General features: G+C 62.2%; 14 protein-coding genes. 4 read left to right on the forward strand and 10 right to left on the reverse strand.

Annotated features, from left to right (window positions below):
* Positions 1-35: 35 nt before the first annotated feature.
* The 5 genes from PspR32_RS07940 to puuE all read right to left on the reverse strand — a co-directional run bounded on the left by PspR32_RS07940 (position 36) and on the right by puuE (position 4,947).
* Positions 36-1,391: a nucleobase:cation symporter-2 family protein gene (locus tag PspR32_RS07940; RefSeq protein WP_010225113.1), complete on the reverse strand. Its 1,356-nt coding sequence runs from the start codon at positions 1,389-1,391 to the stop codon at positions 36-38.
* A 130-nt stretch (positions 1,392-1,521) separates the two neighbouring features.
* Positions 1,522-2,847 carry a urate hydroxylase PuuD gene (locus PspR32_RS07945; protein ID WP_036994362.1) on the reverse strand — a complete coding sequence of 442 codons (1,326 nt, stop codon included), beginning with the start codon at positions 2,845-2,847 and terminating at the stop codon, positions 1,522-1,524.
* Between the two features lie 50 nt (positions 2,848-2,897).
* Positions 2,898-3,401 carry an ureidoglycolate lyase gene (locus tag PspR32_RS07950; RefSeq protein ID WP_010225127.1) on the reverse strand — a complete coding sequence of 168 codons (504 nt, stop codon included), beginning with the start codon at positions 3,399-3,401 and terminating at the stop codon, positions 2,898-2,900.
* A 104-nt stretch (positions 3,402-3,505) separates the two neighbouring features.
* Entirely contained in the window at positions 3,506-4,021 is a 516-nt protein-coding gene (gene uraD / locus PspR32_RS07955) for a 2-oxo-4-hydroxy-4-carboxy-5-ureidoimidazoline decarboxylase (RefSeq protein ID WP_010225129.1), read from the reverse strand.
* On the reverse strand, positions 4,018-4,947 hold the full coding sequence (puuE, locus tag PspR32_RS07960; protein ID WP_010225130.1) for an allantoinase PuuE: 930 nt from the start codon (positions 4,945-4,947) through the stop codon (positions 4,018-4,020). Before puuE ends, uraD begins: the two co-directional genes overlap by 4 nt.
* Positions 4,948-5,345: 398 nt before the next feature.
* Between puuE and uraH the strand changes: the two genes are divergently transcribed.
* Complete coding sequence (gene uraH, locus PspR32_RS07965) at positions 5,346-5,699, forward strand: hydroxyisourate hydrolase (protein ID WP_010225132.1); 354 nt, start codon at positions 5,346-5,348, stop codon at positions 5,697-5,699.
* A 960-nt stretch (positions 5,700-6,659) separates the two neighbouring features.
* Here uraH and PspR32_RS07970 read toward each other — a convergent pair.
* The gene (locus PspR32_RS07970) at positions 6,660-8,009 is read right to left on the reverse strand and encodes an NCS2 family permease (protein WP_010226038.1); all 1,350 of its coding nucleotides are present in this window, start codon (positions 8,007-8,009) and stop codon (positions 6,660-6,662) included.
* 359 nt (positions 8,010-8,368) lie between these two features.
* Between PspR32_RS07970 and PspR32_RS07975 the strand changes: the two genes are divergently transcribed.
* The gene (locus PspR32_RS07975) at positions 8,369-9,136 is read left to right on the forward strand and encodes a GntR family transcriptional regulator (protein ID WP_010226037.1); all 768 of its coding nucleotides are present in this window, start codon (positions 8,369-8,371) and stop codon (positions 9,134-9,136) included.
* 179 nt (positions 9,137-9,315) lie between these two features.
* The gene (gene aqpZ / locus PspR32_RS07980; RefSeq protein WP_010226035.1) at positions 9,316-10,008 is read left to right on the forward strand and encodes an aquaporin Z; all 693 of its coding nucleotides are present in this window, start codon (positions 9,316-9,318) and stop codon (positions 10,006-10,008) included.
* Here aqpZ and guaD read toward each other — a convergent pair.
* The 4 genes from guaD to xdhA form a co-directional block, all read right to left on the reverse strand.
* Positions 10,005-11,309, reverse strand: coding sequence for a guanine deaminase (guaD, locus tag PspR32_RS07985; RefSeq protein WP_159388290.1), 1,305 nt, complete (start codon positions 11,307-11,309; stop codon positions 10,005-10,007). The genes aqpZ and guaD overlap by 4 nt on opposite strands.
* Before the next feature lie 10 nt (positions 11,310-11,319).
* Positions 11,320-12,165: a xanthine dehydrogenase accessory protein XdhC gene (gene xdhC, locus PspR32_RS07990; RefSeq protein ID WP_010226032.1), complete on the reverse strand. Its 846-nt coding sequence runs from the start codon at positions 12,163-12,165 to the stop codon at positions 11,320-11,322.
* 110 nt (positions 12,166-12,275) lie between these two features.
* On the reverse strand, positions 12,276-14,672 hold the full coding sequence (gene xdhB, locus PspR32_RS07995; RefSeq protein ID WP_036994366.1) for a xanthine dehydrogenase molybdopterin binding subunit: 2,397 nt from the start codon (positions 14,670-14,672) through the stop codon (positions 12,276-12,278).
* Positions 14,665-16,119 carry a xanthine dehydrogenase small subunit gene (gene xdhA / locus PspR32_RS08000; RefSeq protein ID WP_159388291.1) on the reverse strand — a complete coding sequence of 485 codons (1,455 nt, stop codon included), beginning with the start codon at positions 16,117-16,119 and terminating at the stop codon, positions 14,665-14,667. The genes xdhB and xdhA overlap by 8 nt, the downstream gene beginning before the upstream one ends.
* Positions 16,120-16,391: 272 nt before the next feature.
* Here xdhA and PspR32_RS08005 point away from each other — a divergent pair, with 272 nt between their 5' ends.
* A complete protein-coding gene (locus PspR32_RS08005; protein WP_010226026.1) occupies positions 16,392-17,051 on the forward strand; it encodes a GntR family transcriptional regulator in 660 nt (219 codons plus the stop codon).
* The last annotated feature ends 1 nt before the right edge of the window (position 17,052 follow it).

Genomic DNA, 17,052 nt, shown 5'->3' on the forward strand with positions numbered 1-17,052 from the left:
TGGGTGATGCCGGGCGGCAAGCGCCGCCCAAAGGCTCAGTGCTGGTGGACGGTATCGTTGTGGGCGGCGCGTTCGGCGCCACCGAGGATGTTGAACAGCAGGTTGAGGACCAAGGCGCTGACCGTGGCCATGGCAATGCCGCTGTGGGTGATCGGTTCCATCCACTGCGGCATCTGCGCGAAGAACTCCGGACGCACTACCGGGATCAGGCCCATGCCGACGCTGACGGCCACCAGCAACTGGTTGCGGCGGTCGGCGATGTCGGCTTCCTGGAGGATCTTGATGCCGGTGGCGGCGACCATGCCGAACATCGCGATCGACGCACCGCCCAGCACCGCAGGCGGAATCGAGGCAATCAGGAACGCCGCTTTGGGCAGCAGGCTGAGCAGGATCAGAAAGCCGCCGGCGACCACGGTGACGTAGCGGCAGCGCACGCCGGTCATCTGCACCAGGCCGATGTTCTGGGCGAAGGATGAGTGGGTGAAGGTGTTGAAAAAGCCGGCCACGAACGACGCACCGGCATCACACATCAGGCCGCGGCGCAGCATGCCGGGGGTGACTTCGCGGTCGGTGACCTTGCCCAGGGCGAGGAACATGCCGGTGGACTCGACGAAGATGATCACCACCACCAGGCACATCGACAGGATCGGCGCCAGGCTGAAGGTCGGCATGCCGAAATGCAGCGGGGTCACCACCTGCACCCATGGCGCTTCACTCAGGCCCGAGAGGTCGACCATGCCGATGGAACCTGCAAGGATGTAGCCCAGGCCCATGCCGATCAGTACCGAGACATTGACCCAGAAACCACGCATGAAGCGGTTGATCAGCAGGATGGTGGCCAGCACCAGGCCGGCGACGATCAGGTAGACGGGGGAGCCGAAGGGCGCGGCATCGGCACCGCCGCCGGCCCAGTTGACCGCAACCGGGAACAGCGACAGGCCGATCGAGGTGATGACCGTGCCGGTCACCAGCGGCGGGAAGAAACGCACGACCTTGGACATGAACGGTGCAATGACCATGCCGAAGAAGCCGGCGGCGATGGTCGCACCGAAAATCCCCTGCAGGCCGACGCCAGGCATGCCGGCCATGGCCACCATACTGCCGACCGCGGCAAAGCTTGCACCCATCATCACCGGCATGCGGATGCCGACTGCGCCAATGCCGAACGACTGGACGATGGTGGCGACACCAGCGACCAGCAGGTCGGCATTGATCAGGAAAGCGACTTCTTCACGAGAAAGTCCGGCGGCTTGACCGATGATCAGCGGCACGGCAATCGCGCCTCCGTACATCAGCAACACATGCTGCAGACCCACCAGGAACAGTTGGAACAGGGGCAGTGGCTGTCGTGGGGGCGCAACAGGGATGTACGCCTTGCGTGACTCGGACATGCAACACCTCGGTTTTGTTTTTATTCTTGGAGCTGCAAGCTTCAAGCGCCAAGCTTCAAGGAGAAGCAGGAGGTTGCGCTTGGCTTGCAGCTTTTTGCTTGTCGCTTACAGTTGGCAGCGTGTGGCGGCCTCAGTGGGTCGGTGCTCCCTTGGCGACCCAGGCGCCAATCAGGTCACGTTCCTGCTGGGTCATCTGGGTGATGTTGCCCAGCGGCATGATCTGCGTCGCCACGGCTTGCGCCTGGATGCGCGCGGCCTGTTGCTGGATCTGCTGCGGGGTATCGAGCATCACCCCGGCAGGCGCGGCGCTGAACAGCGGGCTGGTCGGCTTGGCCGAGTGGCACACGGTGCAACGTTCCTGGATGACGCTGTGGATCTTGTCGAAACCGGCATCGTCGAGCTTGGCGGTGGCACCGGCGGGCGCTTGCGCAGATGCCGCAGGCTGGGCTGGGGCGGCGGCCTGTTCAGCCGCTTTCTCGGCAGCGGTCTTGCCACCCAGGGCGGTTTCCGGCAACGGCTGGTACTCGACCTTGGCGGCGGCCTGCTCAGGGGCGCTTGGCATCGGCGCTGGGCCGGTGACGTACGCCAGGCAGATCATCGCCAGGGCGCCGACCGGCAGGGTCCAGGCGTATTTGTTGCTGTCATGACGGGTGTTGAAGTAGTGACGCACCAACACCGCAGCCACCGCGATACCGGCCAGGATCAACCAGTTGTACTGGCTGCCATAGGTGCTCGGGAAGTGGTTGCTGATCATGATGAACAGCACCGGCAGGGTGAAGTAGTTGTTGTGCCGCGAGCGCAGCAGGCCCTTGGCCGGCAGCAGCGGGTCCGGCGTCTGGTTGGCTTCGATGGCGGCTACCAGCTGACGTTGGGCCGGCATGATGATGCGGAACACGTTGCCGACCATGATGGTGCCGATGATCGCGCCAGTGTGCAGGTACGCGCCACGGCCGCTGAACACCTGGCTGAAACCGTAGCAGGCGGCGATGACCAGCACGAACAGCACCAGGCCGAGCAGGCCAGGGCGCTTGCCCAGCGGCGAGTCGCAGAGGAAGTCATAGATGAACCAGCCGGCGATCAGCGAACCGACACCGATGGCAATGCCTTCACCGCCGCTCAGGGTGCTGCCAGGGGCCAGCAGGTAGAGGGTCGGGTTCCAGTAGAACACCAGGCACAGCAGGGCGATACCCGACATCCAGGTGAAGTAGGCTTCCCATTTGAACCAGTGCAGGTTCTCCGGCATTTTTGGCGGAGCCAGCTTGTACTTCTCCAGGTGGTAGATCCCGCCACCGTGAATGGCCCAGAGATCGCCGGACAGACCGTCGCGCGGGTTGGCCCGGTTGAGGTTGTTTTCCAGCCAGACAAAGTAGAACGACGCGCCAATCCATGCCACGCCAGTGATCATGTGAACCCAACGCACGCTCAGGTTCAGCCATTCCAACAGATGTGCTTCCACAGTCTTTACCTCTACCCTGGCACCCTGTAGCCGGGTGCTCAGGTCTTCTCTTATTGGTGGGGGGCGAGGATCAATTGCTCATCCTCATTGAAAAAATGCTCATCGCAGTTGTTGCCAGTGCCACTGCGATCAACCACCAGGAAGTCATCCCGCTTTTCGATCGTCAGCACCGGGTGGTGCCAGACGCCGCGATGGTAATTGATGCCCTGCCTTCCATTACTGATGAAGGCACGGACCAGGCCCGATACAGGTACATCGCCAAGTGGCGCGACCACGATCAGAAAGGGGTTGCCGAGCAGCGGAATGAAAGCCTGGCTGCCCTGCGGATGGCGCTCCAGCATGCGTACGGTCAGGGGCATGTCCAGCGCGTCGGCGCGGAAAATGCTGATGATCGCCTTGTCGTCGGGTTGTGCGGTTTCGACCGTGGCCAGACGATGGAAGCGCATGGTCGAGCCGTTGTTGATCATGAAGTGGTCGCTGCCGTCGGTTTCGATCACGTCACCGAAAGGGGCGAAGGCTTCTTTGCTCAGGGGCTCAATCACTAAAGTGCGCATGCGGATTCTCTTTATTCTGTGTTGTGGAGGGTGTCGTTGTTGCGCCGGTCAGGCCCTGGGTACGCTCGCGTAGCGCACTCGGGCCAGCCCGGCGGTCGACGCCCTTAAAGCTGCAGCAGGCGGAACAGGGCGATCAGGTTGATCTGCGCCAGCGCTTCCTTGAACTCGGCCTCGACCGAGTTGTGGATGCGCTTCTCAAAGGCGGCGAGGATCTGGTGCCGGTTGCTGCCTTTGACCGCCATGATGAACGGGAACTTGAATTTCTCTTTGTAGGCATCGTTGAGCTCGGTGAAGCGCTCGAACTCTTGCGCGGTGCACTGGTGGATACCGGCGCCGGCCTGTTCATGGGTGCTCGATTCGGTCAGTTCACCCTGGATCGCGGCCTTGCCGGCGAGGTCCGGGTGCGCGTTGATCAGCGCCAGCTGAGCGGCGTGGTCGGCGCTCAGGAGGATGTCGCTCATGCGCTGGTGGAGGGCTTCGATCTGCTCGATTTCCTGCAACTGGCCCAGGTCGTAGGCCTTCTCGGCAACCCATGGCGAGTGTTCGTAGATGTCGGCGAAGGCTTCGACGAACGCTGTGCGATCCAGGCTCGAAGGCTTCAGGGTCTTGAATGCGGTCATTGTGCTTTCTCGGCTTGGAAAGGGTGGGTGGCATGCCAGTGACGGGCGATGTCCACGCGCCGGGCGAACCAGACCTGGTCATGGCTCTTGGCGTACTCGACGAAGCGCTTGAGCGCGGCCAGGCGCGCCGGGCGGCCGATCAAGCGGCAGTGCAGGCCGATCGAGAGCATCTTCGGGGCCTCGGCGCCTTCTTCGTAGAGCACATCGAAAGCGTCCTTGAGGTACTGGAAGAACTGCTCGCCGCAGTTGAAACCCTGCACCTGGGTAAAGCGCATGTCGTTGGTGTCCAGGGTGTAGGGGATCACCAGGTGCGGCTTGCCGGTCGGGTTGTTCTGTTCCCAGTAGGGCAGGTCGTCGTCGTAGGTGTCGCTGTCGTAGAGGAAGCCGCCTTCCTCCATCACCAGGCGGCGGGTATTCGGCCCGGTGCGGCCGGTGTACCAGCCCAGCGGACGCTCGCCGGTGAGTTCGGTGAGGATGCGGATGGCTTCGAGCATGTGCTCGCGCTCCTGGGCCTCGTCCATGTATTGGTAATCGATCCAGCGGTAGCCGTGGCTGCAGATCTCGTGACCGGCTTCGACCATGGCGCGGATCACGTCCGGATGACGCTGGGCGGCCATGGCCACGGCGAAGATGGTCAGTGGCACACCAGTGTCCTTGAACAGCTTGAGCAGGCGCCAGACGCCAGCGCGGCTGCCATACTCGTAGAGCGATTCCATGCTCATGTTGCGCGCGCCCTGCAGTGGCTGGGCAGCGACCATTTCCGAGAGGAAGGCTTCGGACTCTTTATCCCCGTGCAGGATGTTGCGTTCGCCACCTTCCTCGTAATTGAGCACGAAAGACAAAGCAATGCGGGCATTCCCCGGCCAGCGCGGATGGGGTGGGGTGTTGCCGTAACCGATCAGGTCGCGAGGGTAATCAGCGCTCACTGCAGTCTTCCTTCTTGTACGTGAATGCGGAGGGCGTGGGCACCCGGGTAGGGTATCGGCCACGACGATAGAATGATTGTATACAACTTTGTTTGCGATTTGTAAGCCTGTTTTTTCGCTTTTCTTTGCCTTTTTACCCACTCCAGCCTCTATAAGGAGCCCTGCAAGAAACCTGCCTGATCGGTCAGCTAATGACGGGCACGTCGGCCAGTGGCGTGGTTTTGCGACTGATGGCGTATTTACAGGGGAGGGGCGGGGTGTCAGGAAAGAATACTGAATTATTGTGTACAATATTTAAGAAAAATGTCTTAATAATCCGACAGCCGCACGTTGTCGGGCGTTCTGAGCCTGGCGTGCGGGTATTTTTTGCCCACACATAGAACAGAGGCGAGCAAGCAATGGGACGTTTGACCACGCATGTACTGGATGCCGCGCATGGCTGCCCTGGCAGTTCGATCAAGGTCGAGCTGTACCGGGTCGAAGGCCAGCAGCTGGAACTGGTGAACACCACCCTGACCAACAGCGATGGCCGTTGCGACGCGCCGCTGCTGCAAGGCGATGATTATCGCAGCGGCGTCTACCAGTTGCAGTTCAGCGCCGGCGACTACTACCGTGCCCGCGGCGTGCAATTGCCCGAGCCTGCTTTCCTTGATGTGGTGGTGCTGCGTTTCGGCATCAGTGCCGAGCAGGATCACTACCACGTACCGTTGTTGATCTCGCCGTACAGTTACTCGACCTACCGTGGAAGCTAGTTGGTCGCTAGAAGAATCTTCGTAGGTCCTTGCCCGCTCACACTGCGGGCTTTTTTTATGGTTCTTCATGGAATCCTGGGGGGCTAGGATCCTTGGCTTGGCTTGGCTTGGCTTGTTCCGGCTGCGAGCTTATCCATTTGCTGTGGCGCCGCTGCCGGCCCCTTCCGCCTTTACGGCGTCCTACTTTTCTCTTGGGAAAAGTAGGCAAAACCGCTCGCTCCCGCATACGGCCCTACGCTGCGCTTCGGGTTCCTTCGCTTCGGTGTCCTCCAGGGGCATCGCGGCCTACGACTTGCTACGCAAGTCTACGTCTCGCGTCTTCGGCTAACGCCGAAGGGTGCTGCGCACCAGCCCCCTCCAGACACCTACACTCAGCCTCCTGAAGTCGCGAAGTTACGGGCGGCGCCTGCACTGGCGTATCTGCGAAAGCAGATTATGGCGTAGCCAAACTGACCCCAAAGCGAGGACTGGCCTGCTTCATCTTGATGCTGATCTTGATCTTCATGCACGTAATTCCAGGCGCCGCCAAAAGCGACTTCAGGAGGCTGAGTGGAGGTGCCTGTAGGGGCAGTGCGCAGCACCTTCGGCGTCAGCCGAAGACGCGAGACGTAGACTTGGCGTAGCAAGTCGTAGGCCGCGATGCCCCGGAGGGCGCCGTAGCGAAGGGACCCGAAGCGCAGCGTAGGGCCGTATGCAGGAGCAAGCGGTTTTGCCTACCTTTTCCCAAGAGAAAAGTAGGCCGCCGTAAGGGCGGAAGGGGCCAGCAGCGGCGCCACACCGAATGGATAAGCTCGCAACCAACCCCACCCCAAGGCTCATAGTCCCCGAAATTCCGTGAAGAACCTTTTTTTTTGCCTGTCATTCGAGATCCCACAGGGACCACTCAGGCATCAGCACTGTTTAGCCGACAACAAAAAGCCCCACCCGAAGGTGAGGCTCTGTTGTAGCAGTGTGCCGTGTTTAGAGGAACACGAACTTGGCAATGAAGATCGCCGTCAGCACCCACAGGCTTGCCGAGATCTCCTTGTAGCGCCCGGTCCCGGCCTTGAGCACCACATAGGTGATAAAGCCCAGGGCGATGCCGTCGGCGACCGAGAAGGTCAGCGGCATCATGATCGCGGTGACGATTGCCGGAATGCTGTCGGTGGCTTCGTCCCAATCGATATGGGCCATGCTGCCCATCATCAGCATCGCCACGTAGATCAAGGCACCGGCAGTCGCATAGGCCGGAATCATCCCGGCCAGCGGGGCGAAGAACATCGCGGCGATGAAGAACAGGCCGACCACCACGGCAGTCAGCCCGGTACGGCCACCGGCGGCGACCCCGGCAGCACTCTCTACATAACTGGTCACCGGTGGTACGCCGACCACGGCACCGAACACACTCGATGCACTGTCGGCCTTGAGCGCTCGCGACAGGTTTTCGATGCGCCCGTCGGCATTCACCAGGTTGGCCCGTTGGGCCACGCCCATCAGTGTGCCGGCGGTGTCGAACATGTGCACGAAGAGGAAGGCGAAGACCACGGCAATCATGCTGACGTTGAACACGCCGGCGACATCCATGGCCATCCAGGTCGGCGCCAGGCTCGGCGGCAGCGAGAACAATCCGCCGTACTCCACCAGGCCCAGGCCCCAGCCGGCGAGGGTGACGCTGATGATGCTGATCAGGATCGCGCCGAACACCCGGTGGTAGCTGAGCACCGCGATCATCAAAAAGCAGATGGCCGCCAGCAGCGGGCCAGGCTCGTGCAGCGAGCCGAGCTTGATCAGGGTCGCCGGGCTGTCGACGACAATCCCTGCGGTTTTAAGACCGATCAGTCCGAGAAACAATCCGACGCCGGCACCCATGGCATGACGCAGGCTGACTGGAATGCTGTTGAGCAGCCATTCGCGCACCCGCGACAAGGTCAGCAGCATGAACAGCACCCCGGAGACGAACACTGCGCCCAGCGCAGCTTCCCAGGTGTAGCCCATGGTCCCGACCACGGTGTAGGTAAAGAAGGCGTTGAGCCCCATGCCCGGTGCCAAGCCTACTGGCCAGTTGGCGTACAGGCCCATCAACAGGCAGCCGAGGGCGGCGGCGATGCAGGTGGCGACGAACGCCGCGCCGTGATCGATGCCAGCATCGGCCATGATGTTGGGGTTGACGAAGATGATGTAGGCCATGGTGATGAAGGTGGTCAACCCGGCGATCATTTCGGTTTTGACGGTGGTGCCATGTAGCTTGAGTTTGAAAATCCGCTCCAGCCAGCTCGTTTCGAGCGGTGGGGCAAGATCCAGCGTAGGGGCGTCGGATTTGCGGCTTTCCACAGCGTGTACTCCTCAAGTCTTTTCTTGTTTTCCAGAGCCAGTCCTGCGCACGCACTGGGGGGCTCTGTGAGGCGGATGGGATGGCAGGCCACCGGACCGTTTGTTGACTTCTGGGTCAGGAAGTTGCACGGATGGATTATGCGTTTGTATACAAAGAATGCAAATAATGTTTTCGTTGTTGTGCTCAGATAATTTGCCTGTGCAGCTATAAAGGCTATCGCCACCTGCAGAAATCCCTGCGGCTGTGTACAATGTGCCAATACCTTAATCGTTTAATTTTCTTACCAGGACTTGCCATCGCCCCTCTGGCTGGTATTACAGTCAGGGTCCGACTGGCGGATCTCCGTGCTCGAGTGCCCATGAACGAACAGCTGCAACCTCTCAAGAAACCAGTGCGTACCGGCAAGGCCGGTCGTAGCGGAACCCAGGACGATATCGTCTATGCGCACATTTTCGAGGCCATCCTCGAGCAGCGTCTGGCGCCGGGTACCAAGTTGAGCGAGGAAGCCCTGGGCGAGATCTTCGGCGTCAGCCGCACCATCATCCGCCGCGCCCTGTCGCGCCTGGCCCACGAAAGCGTGGTGCTGCTGCGGCCCAACCGCGGCGCGGTAGTGGCCAGCCCGACGGTCGAGGAAGCCCGCCAGGTGTTCTTCTCGCGGCGCATGGTCGAGCGCGCCATCACCGAGCTTGCGGTCGAGCATGCCACCGCCGAGCAACTCAACGAATTGCGCCAGATGGTCCGCGACGAGCGTGACAGCTTCTCCCGTGGCGATCGCGGCGCCGGCATTCGTTTGTCCGGCGAGTTTCACCTCAAGCTGGCAGAGGCTGCAGGCAATGCGCCGCTGATCAGCTTTCAGCGCAGCCTGGTGTCGCAAACTTCGTTGATCATTGCCCAGTACGAAAGCGGCAACCGCTCGCATTGCTCCTACGACGAGCACATGCAACTGATCGACGCCATCGAGGCCCGTGACGTCAACCAGGCGGTGAGCCTGATGATGCACCACATGGACCACATCGACAGCAAGCTCAACCTCGACGAAGACAGCGCGTCGGATGACCTGCATGCGGTGTTCTCGCACCTGCTGCAGACCAAGAAGCGTGGTGGGGTTGCACCGCTCAAGGGTTGAAGGCCAGTAACACCCAATCGCGGTGCGACGATTCGACTTGCCCCGCGATGCTTTCCGGCCACTGGCAGGTTATCCAGCCTCTGCTAGATTCTCACCTGATCCACCGCAAACCTTCATCAAGCAGTTGGGCTTGCGCGCTATGCGTAGAACTTCAACTACTTGAGGACAGGTATATGTCGATGCCCCTGAGCAAACGCATGGGTGCTGAACTGATCGGGACGTTCTGGCTGGTGCTGGGTGGCTGCGGTAGTGCGGTGATCGCCGCGTCGCTCCCCATCGGTATCGGCCTGGTCGGGGTGGCCATGGCCTTTGGCCTGACCGTGCTGACCATGGCTTTCGCCATCGGCCATATTTCCGGATGCCACCTCAACCCCGCGGTGTCGCTCGGGCTGGTGGTGGGCGGGCGTTTTCCGCTCAAGGACCTGCTGCCCTACGTCATCGCCCAGGTGATTGGCGCGATTCTCGGCGCAGCGCTGATCTACTTCATTGCCAGCGGCAAGGCGGGCTTTGAGTTGTCGGCAGGGTTGGCGTCCAATGGCTATGCCGAGCATTCCCCCAGCGGCTATTCGTTGGCGGCAGGCTTTGCCAGTGAGGTGGTGATGACCGCGATGTTCATCCTGATCATCATGGGCGCCACCGACAGCCGTGCCCCGGCGGGCTTTGCACCGATTGCCATCGGCCTGGCACTGACGCTGATCCACCTGATCTCGATTCCGGTCACCAACACCTCGGTGAACCCGGCGCGCAGCACGGGGCCGGCGATTTTCGTCGGTGGCTGGGCGCTGCAGCAGCTGTGGTTGTTCTGGGTGGCGCCGCTGATCGGGGCAGTGATCGGCGGCGCCTTGTACCGGGGGCTGGCGCGCGAGCCTTAGCGCTGGTGCACGCAGCGGCCGGCGGCGAAGGTCTGCTTGACGGTACGGTCGTCGCCCAGGGTCATCAGCACGAACAGCGTCTCGTCGATGCTGTTCGACTGCTGGAGGCGGTAGTCCATCAGCGCCGTGGCCTTGTAATCGAGTACCACGAAGTCGGCATCGTTGCCGGGCCGCAGGCTGCCGATACGGTCGTCCAGGCTCAGCGCCCGGGCGCCGCCCAGGGTTGCCAGGTACAGTGACTTGAACGGGCTCAGCCGCGCACCCTGCAGTTGCATGACCTTGTAGGCCTCATTCAGGGTGTTGAGCAGCGAGAAGCTGGTACCGGCCCCGACGTCGGTGCCCAAACCGACCTTGACGTTGAACTTCTCGGCCTGCGGCAGGTTGAACAGGCCGCTGCCGAGGAACAGGTTGGAGGTCGGGCAGAAGGCCACGGCCGAGCCGGTTTCTGCCAGGCGCTGGCATTCGTCGTCGCACAGGTGCACGCCGTGGGCGAACACCGAGCGCTGGCCGAGCAGCTTGAAGTGATCGTAGACGTCCAGGTAGCCCTTGCGCTCCGGGAACAGCGCCTTGACCCAGTCGATTTCCTTGAGGTTTTCGCTCAGGTGGGTGTGCATGTACAGGTCGGGGTATTCGCCCAGCAACTGGCCGGCCAGGGTCAGTTGCTCCGGGGTGCTGGTCGGCGCAAAGCGCGGGGTCACCGCGTAGTGCAGGCGGCCTTTGCCATGCCAGCGCTCGATCAGCGCCTTGCTCTGGATATAGCCGGATTCGGCGGTGTCGGTCAGGTAGTCCGGGGCATTGCGGTCCATCATCACCTTGCCGGCAATCATCCGCAGGTCCAGGCGCTCGGCGTGTTCGAAGAAGGCATTGACCGATTCGGGGTGCACGCTGCCGAACACCAGGGCGGTGGTGGTGCCGTTGCGCAGCAGTTCTTCGATGAAGATCTTCGCGACCTTGTCGGCATGCGCCTTGTCGGCAAACTGCTTCTCGCAGGGGAAGGTGTAGGTGTTGAGCCAGTCCAGCAACTGCTCGCCGTAGGAGCCGATCATGCCGGTCTGCGGGAAGTGGATATGCGTGTCGATAAAGCCCGGGGTGATCAGGGCATCCTGGTAATGCTCAACCTCGATGTCAGCCGCCAGGGTCGGCAGCAGGTCGCGGGCATGGCCCAGGGCGCTGATCTTGCCGTTGTCGATCAGCATCAGGCCGTCTTCGAAATACTGATAGGAGGCTTCGACGCCTACTTCGGCTGGGTCGGCGATGCTGTGCAGGATGGCGGCACGGTAGGCTTTGCGGGTTGCGCTCATAGGGCTCTCGTCATATGGCTTGGCTGCGCCGTGACGGCGGCAGCAATTGGGCAATGGGGCCGGCGTTGGCAGCGTTGTTGTGCTGGCCAAAGCTGGCGTTGTAGGTGGCAATGATTTCGGCGGCGATCGACACGGCGATCTCGATCGGCAGCTTGCCCTTGACCTCGGCGATGCCCATCGGGCAGCGCATGCGCTGCAGGCGCTCCTCGGCAAAGCCGCGTTCACGCAGGCGATGCTCGAACTTGACGCGCTTGGTCCTCGAGCCGATCAGGCCGAACCAGGTGAAGTCATTGCGTTTGAGGATCGCTGCGGTCAGTTCCAGATCCAGCTGATGGTTGTGGGTCATGACGATGCAGTAGCTGCCAGCGGGCAGGTCATCGACTTCATCCACCGGCTCTTCGCTGACGATCTTGCTGACCCCGGCCGGCATGTGCTCGGGGAATTCCTGCTCGCGCGAATCGATCCAGCGCACCTTGCAGGGCAAGGCGGCGAGCAAGGGTACCAGAGCGCGGCCGACATGGCCTGCGCCGAACACGGCGATCTGCGCCTGGACCTGGCCCATCGGTTCGAACAGCAGCACGGTGGCGCCGCCGCAGCACTGGCCGAGGCTGGCGCCGAGGCTGAAGCGTTCCAGGTGCGGCGCTTCACGGCGCTCGGCAAGCATCTGCCGGGCGATGTGCATGGCCTTGTATTCCAGGTGGCCGCCGCCGATGGTGTCGAACAGCTGCTCGGCGCTGACGACCATTTTCGAGCCGGCGTTGCGTGGCGTCGAGCCACGTTCTTCGATGATGGTCACCAGTACGCAGGGCTCGCCGCGAGATTGCAGGTCGGACAGGGCGTTGATCCAGGTGTGCATTATTCAGTTACCTCTACGGTGCCTGTTCTGGCCTCATCGCTTGCAAGCCAGCCCCCACAGGTCCGGTGTACACAGATCCTGTGGGAGCTGGCTTGCCAGCGATAGCGGACTCACGGTGTCACTGTCTCAACCTCGGTAGCAGGCTGTTGCGCCGCCACCGCTTTGCGCACCTGCTCGCAACCCCAGAGCACCCGCTCCGGCGTCGCCGGCGCATCGATCAGCGGGTGCACGCGGTAGTCGCCCAGGCTCGCCACGGCGTCCTTGATCGCGCACCAGGCGGCAATGCCGAGCATGAACGGCGGCTCACCCACGGCCTTGGAGTGGAACACCGTGTCTTCCGGGTTCTTGCGGTTCTCCACCAGCTTGACGCGCAAATCCACCGGCATGTCGGCCACCGCCGGGATCTTGTAGCTGGCCGGGCCGTTGGTCATCAGCTTGCCCTTGGCGTTCCATACCAGCTCTTCGGTGGTCAGCCAGCCCATGCCCTGGATGAACCCGCCCTCGACCTGGCCGATGTCGATGGCCGGGTTCAGCGAGGCGCCCACATCGTGAAGGATGTCGGTGCGCAGCATCTTGTATTCGCCGGTCAGGGTGTCGACGATCACCTCGGCACAGGCCGCACCGAAGGCGAAGTAGTAGAACGGCCGGCCGCGGGCCTGGCTGCGGTCGTAGTAGATTTTCGGGGTCTTGTAGAAGCCGGTGCTCGACAGCGACACCTGAGCAAAATATGCCTGTTGCACCAGGGCTTCGAAACTGAGGATTTCATCGCGCACACGCACGTGGCCGTTGCGAAACTCGACGTCTTCCTCGCTGACCTTGTATTGACGGGCGGCGAACTCGGTCAGGCGTTTCTTGAGGATCTCGGCGGCATTCTGCGCCGCCTTGCCGTTCAGGTCGGCGCCGCTGGAGGCGGCGGTCGGCGAGGTGTTGGGCACCTTGTCGGTGTTGGTCGCAGTGATCTGGATGCGCTGGAAATCCACCTGGAACACTTCGGCCACCACCTGTGCCACCTTGGTGTTCAGGCCCTGGCCCATTTCGGTGCCGCCGTGGTTCAGGTGAATGCTGCCATCGGTGTAGATGTGCACCAGGGCGCCAGCCTGGTTGAGGAAGCTGGCAGTGAACGAGATACCGAACTTCACCGGGGTCAGCGCCAGGCCTTTTTTGAGGATCGGGCTGTTGGCGTTGAAGCGGCGGATCGACTCGCGGCGCTCGGCATAATCGCTGCTGGTTTCGAGCTCGGCGGTGATCTCTTCGAGCATGTTGTGCTCGACGGTCTGGTAGTAATGGGTGACGTTGCGCTCGGTCTTGCCATAGTAGTTGGCCTTGCGCACCGCCAGCGGGTCGAGGGCCAGGTGGCGGGCGATGTGGTCCATGACCTCTTCGATGGCGACCATGCCTTGCGGGCCACCGAAGCCGCGGTAGGCGGTGTTCGACGCGGTGTTGGTCTTGCAGCGGTGGCCATGGATGGTGGCATCGCCCAGGTAATAGGCGTTGTCGGCGTGGAACATGGCGCGGTCGACGATCGACGCCGAGAGGTCCGGCGAGCAGCCGCAGTTGCCGGCCAGGTCGAAATTGATACCGTGCAGGCGGCCGTTGTCATCGAAGCCGACGTCGTATTCGATGTAGAACGGGTGGCGCTTGCCGGTCATGAGCATGTCTTCGACCCGCGGCAGGCGCATCTTGGTCGGCTGGCCGGTGAGGTGCGCGATCACTGCGCACAGGCAGGCGGGGCTGGCCGCCTGGGTTTCCTTGCCGCCGAAACCACCGCCCATGCGGCGCATGTCAACGACGATCTTGTTCATTGGCACGTCGAGGACTTCCGCCACCAGCTTCTGCACTTCGGTGGGGTTCTGGGTCGAGCAGTAGACGATCATTCCGCCGTCTTCGGTGGGCATCACCGAGGAGATCTGGGTTTCCAGGTAGAAGTGCTCCTGGCCGCCGATGTGCAGGGTGCCCTGCAGGCGATGCGGGGCGCTGGCCAGGGCGCTGACCGAGTCACCGCGCTGGTGGGTGTGGCTGTCGAGCACGAAGTGTTTCTTGCGCAGGGCCTCGACCACATCCAGCACTGGCTCCAGGTCTTCATATTCGATGATCGCGGCCATGGCCGCGCGGCGCGCGGTATCCAGGTCGCGGGCAGCGACGGCGACCACCGGCTGGCCAACGAACTCGACGGTGTCGATGGCCAGCAGCGGGTCACCGGGCAGCAGCGGGCCGATGTCCTTGAGGCCCGGTATGTCTTCATGGGTGATGGCGATGCGCACGCCTTCGAAGGCGTAGCAGGGGCTGGTGTCGATGCTCAGCACCCGTGCATGGGCGCGGTCGGACAGCCGCGCATAGACATGCAGCTGATTGGGGAACTCCAGGCGATCATCGATGTACACCGCTTCGCCCGACACATGCTTGTCGGCGCTATCGTGCTTGAGGCTGCGGCCAACCCCGGTGGTCAGGTCCTGGCTGAACAGTTCGGCCAGCTCTGCCTGGCTTTTGGCGACGTGATGGTTAGACATAAGCGGTCACCCGAGTTTCGATGTGCGGTGTTTGCAGTTCGATGAAGTATTTGCGCAGCAGGTTCTGCGCGCTGAGCAGGCGGTATTCTTTGCTGGCACGGAAATCCGAAAGCGGCGTGAAGTCCTCTGCCAGGGCCTGGCAGGCGCGCTCGATGCTGGCCTGGTTCCAGGCCTTGCCGACTAGCGCTGCTTCGCAGGCGCGGGCCCGTTTCGGGATCGCCGCCATGCCGCCGAAAGCAATGCGTGCAGCCTCGACCACGCCGTTGCTGATGCGCAGGTTGAACGCCGCGCAGACTGCCGAGATGTCATCGTCCAGGCGCTTGGACACCTTGTAGGCGCGGAACGCCCAGTCGGCACGGGCCCGTGGCACGACGATCTTCTCGATGAACTCGCTATCCTGGCGCGCGGTGATGCGGTAGTCGATGAAGTAGTCTTCCAGCGCCAGGGTGCGGGTGTTTTCACCCTTGCGTAAAACGATCTGCGCATCCAGGGCAATCAGCAGGGGCGGCGAGTCACCGATCGGCGAGGCGTTGCCGATGTTGCCGCCGAGGGTGCCCTGGTTACGGATTTGCAGTGAGGCAAAGCGGTGCAGCAACTCGCCGAAGTCCGGGTACTCGCGGCTCAGGGCGTCGTAGCAGTCGGTCAATGGCGTGGCGGCGCCGATTTCCAGGTGCTGGTCGTGAGTCTCGATGCGCTTGAGTTCGGCGACGTTGCCGACATAGATCATCACCGGCAGGGTCTTGTGGAACTGGGTGACTTCCAGCGCCAGGTCGGTACCGCCAGCCAGCAACCGGGCTTCGGGGTGCGAGCTGTAGAGGTCGGCAAGGTCGGCCACGGTCAGCGGCACCAGGCAGCGCTTGTCGCCACTGTTGAGCTCACCGGTTTCGCTTGGGGCGATAGCTTTGAGGCGGGCGATGGTCTGGGCTTCGCTGGCATCGAACTGATCAGGCTTGGCCTGGCAGCAGGACTGTTCGGCAGCGGCCAGGATCGGCCGGTAGCCGGTGCAGCGGCAGAGGTTGCCGGCCAGGGCTTCCTGGGCCTTGTGCAGGTCGGGGGCGTCGCTGTTCTTTTGCAGGGCAAACAGCGACATGACGAAGCCCGGGGTGCAGAAGCCGCATTGCGAACCATGGCATTCGGCCATGGCCTGCTGCACGCTGTGCAGCTTGCCCTGGTGCTTGAGGCCTTCGACGCTGATCAGCTGTTTGCCGTGCAGCGAGGAGACGAAGGTCAGGCACGAGTTGAGGCTGCGGTAGCGGATGTGCTCGCGGCCGTCATCGTTCTGCGCCAGCTCGCCGACCACCACGGTGCAGGCGCCGCAATCGCCGCTGGCGCAGCCTTCCTTGGTACCGGACTTGCCCAGGTGTTCACGAAGATACTCGAGGACTGTCAGGTTGGGGTCCAGGGCATGCTCACTGCGCAGCTCCTGGTTAAGTAGAAACTGGATCACGGGAAGGCCTCACAAGCGACTTATTGTTGTTGAGCGGACTGTAAGCAGACTTGATTTTCAGGTCAACAATTTTCTGACCTTCGGGTCAGGAAATTTCTCGTGGCGCTTCCGCCCTTTTACAGGTGCTCAGTTATGAGCATAGTTGGCCCTGTGTGATCCGAATCTTTTGCGCCAATCGTGCCAACTTCTGCCAAATGGCCACTGCGCGGCGTGGGGGCAAGTGCGCTACAATTCGGCGCTTGTGCACAGTTCAATGATTTTGAAGGAAAACCATGACGTTCAAGGCGCCGGACAGCCTCTCCGAGCAAATTGCCCATTACCTGGCCGAGCGGATCATTCGCGGTGAGCTCAAGCCCACCGAGCGGATCCAGGAGCAGAAGGTCACCCAGGCATTGAATGTCAGCCGTGGTTCAGTGCGCGAGGCGTTGCTGATCCTCGAGCGCCGGCACCTGGTGACCATCCTGCCGCGTCGTGGCGCCCATGTGACCGAGCTCGACGAACACAACGTGCGCAGCCTGTGTACGCTGATGGGCGAGCTGTATACGTTGCTCGGCAACGCCGTGGCCCTGAACTGGCGCAATGAGGGCGACCTGCTGCCGTTCCTCAAGATTCAGCAGCGCCTGACCAGTGCATTCGAACGCCAGGACATCCGCGTCTTCGTCGAAGACAGTTTCGCGGTGATGCGCGCCGCCTATCCGTTCGCCAACAACCCCTACCTGCAGGAAACCGTCGAGAACCTGCAACCGGCCATGAGTCGTGCCTATTACCTGGCGCTGGATCAGCGCAAGGCCAACATGAACGACTTCCTGGTGCTGTTCGCCAACCTGCTCGAGGCCGTGGTGGCCCGTGACCCGCAGCGTATCCGCACGGTGCTGGCCGAGTACTGCCAGCGCAGCTGCGAGCTGGTGCTGGCGGCGCTGGCGACTGCCTGAG

This window comes from Pseudomonas sp. R32, from assembly GCF_009866705.1.
GTDB lineage: Bacteria > Pseudomonadota > Gammaproteobacteria > Pseudomonadales > Pseudomonadaceae > Aquipseudomonas > Aquipseudomonas donghuensis.

Coding starts and splice junctions, on each gene's coding strand:
- PspR32_RS07940 (WP_010225113.1), bottom strand. CDS start 1,391: ATGTCCGAGTCACGCAAGGCGTACATCCCTGTTGCGCCCCCACGACAG.
- PspR32_RS07950 (WP_010225127.1), bottom strand. CDS start 3,401: ATGCGCACTTTAGTGATTGAGCCCCTGAGCAAAGAAGCCTTCGCCCCT.
- uraD (WP_010225129.1), bottom strand. CDS start 4,021: ATGACCGCATTCAAGACCCTGAAGCCTTCGAGCCTGGATCGCACAGCG.
- uraH (WP_010225132.1), top strand. CDS start 5,346: ATGGGACGTTTGACCACGCATGTACTGGATGCCGCGCATGGCTGCCCT.
- PspR32_RS07975 (WP_010226037.1), top strand. CDS start 8,369: ATGAACGAACAGCTGCAACCTCTCAAGAAACCAGTGCGTACCGGCAAG.
- aqpZ (WP_010226035.1), top strand. CDS start 9,316: ATGCCCCTGAGCAAACGCATGGGTGCTGAACTGATCGGGACGTTCTGG.
- guaD (WP_159388290.1), bottom strand. CDS start 11,309: ATGAGCGCAACCCGCAAAGCCTACCGTGCCGCCATCCTGCACAGCATC.
- xdhC (WP_010226032.1), bottom strand. CDS start 12,165: ATGCACACCTGGATCAACGCCCTGTCCGACCTGCAATCTCGCGGCGAG.
- xdhB (WP_036994366.1), bottom strand. CDS start 14,672: ATGTCTAACCATCACGTCGCCAAAAGCCAGGCAGAGCTGGCCGAACTG.
- PspR32_RS08005 (WP_010226026.1), top strand. CDS start 16,392: ATGACGTTCAAGGCGCCGGACAGCCTCTCCGAGCAAATTGCCCATTAC.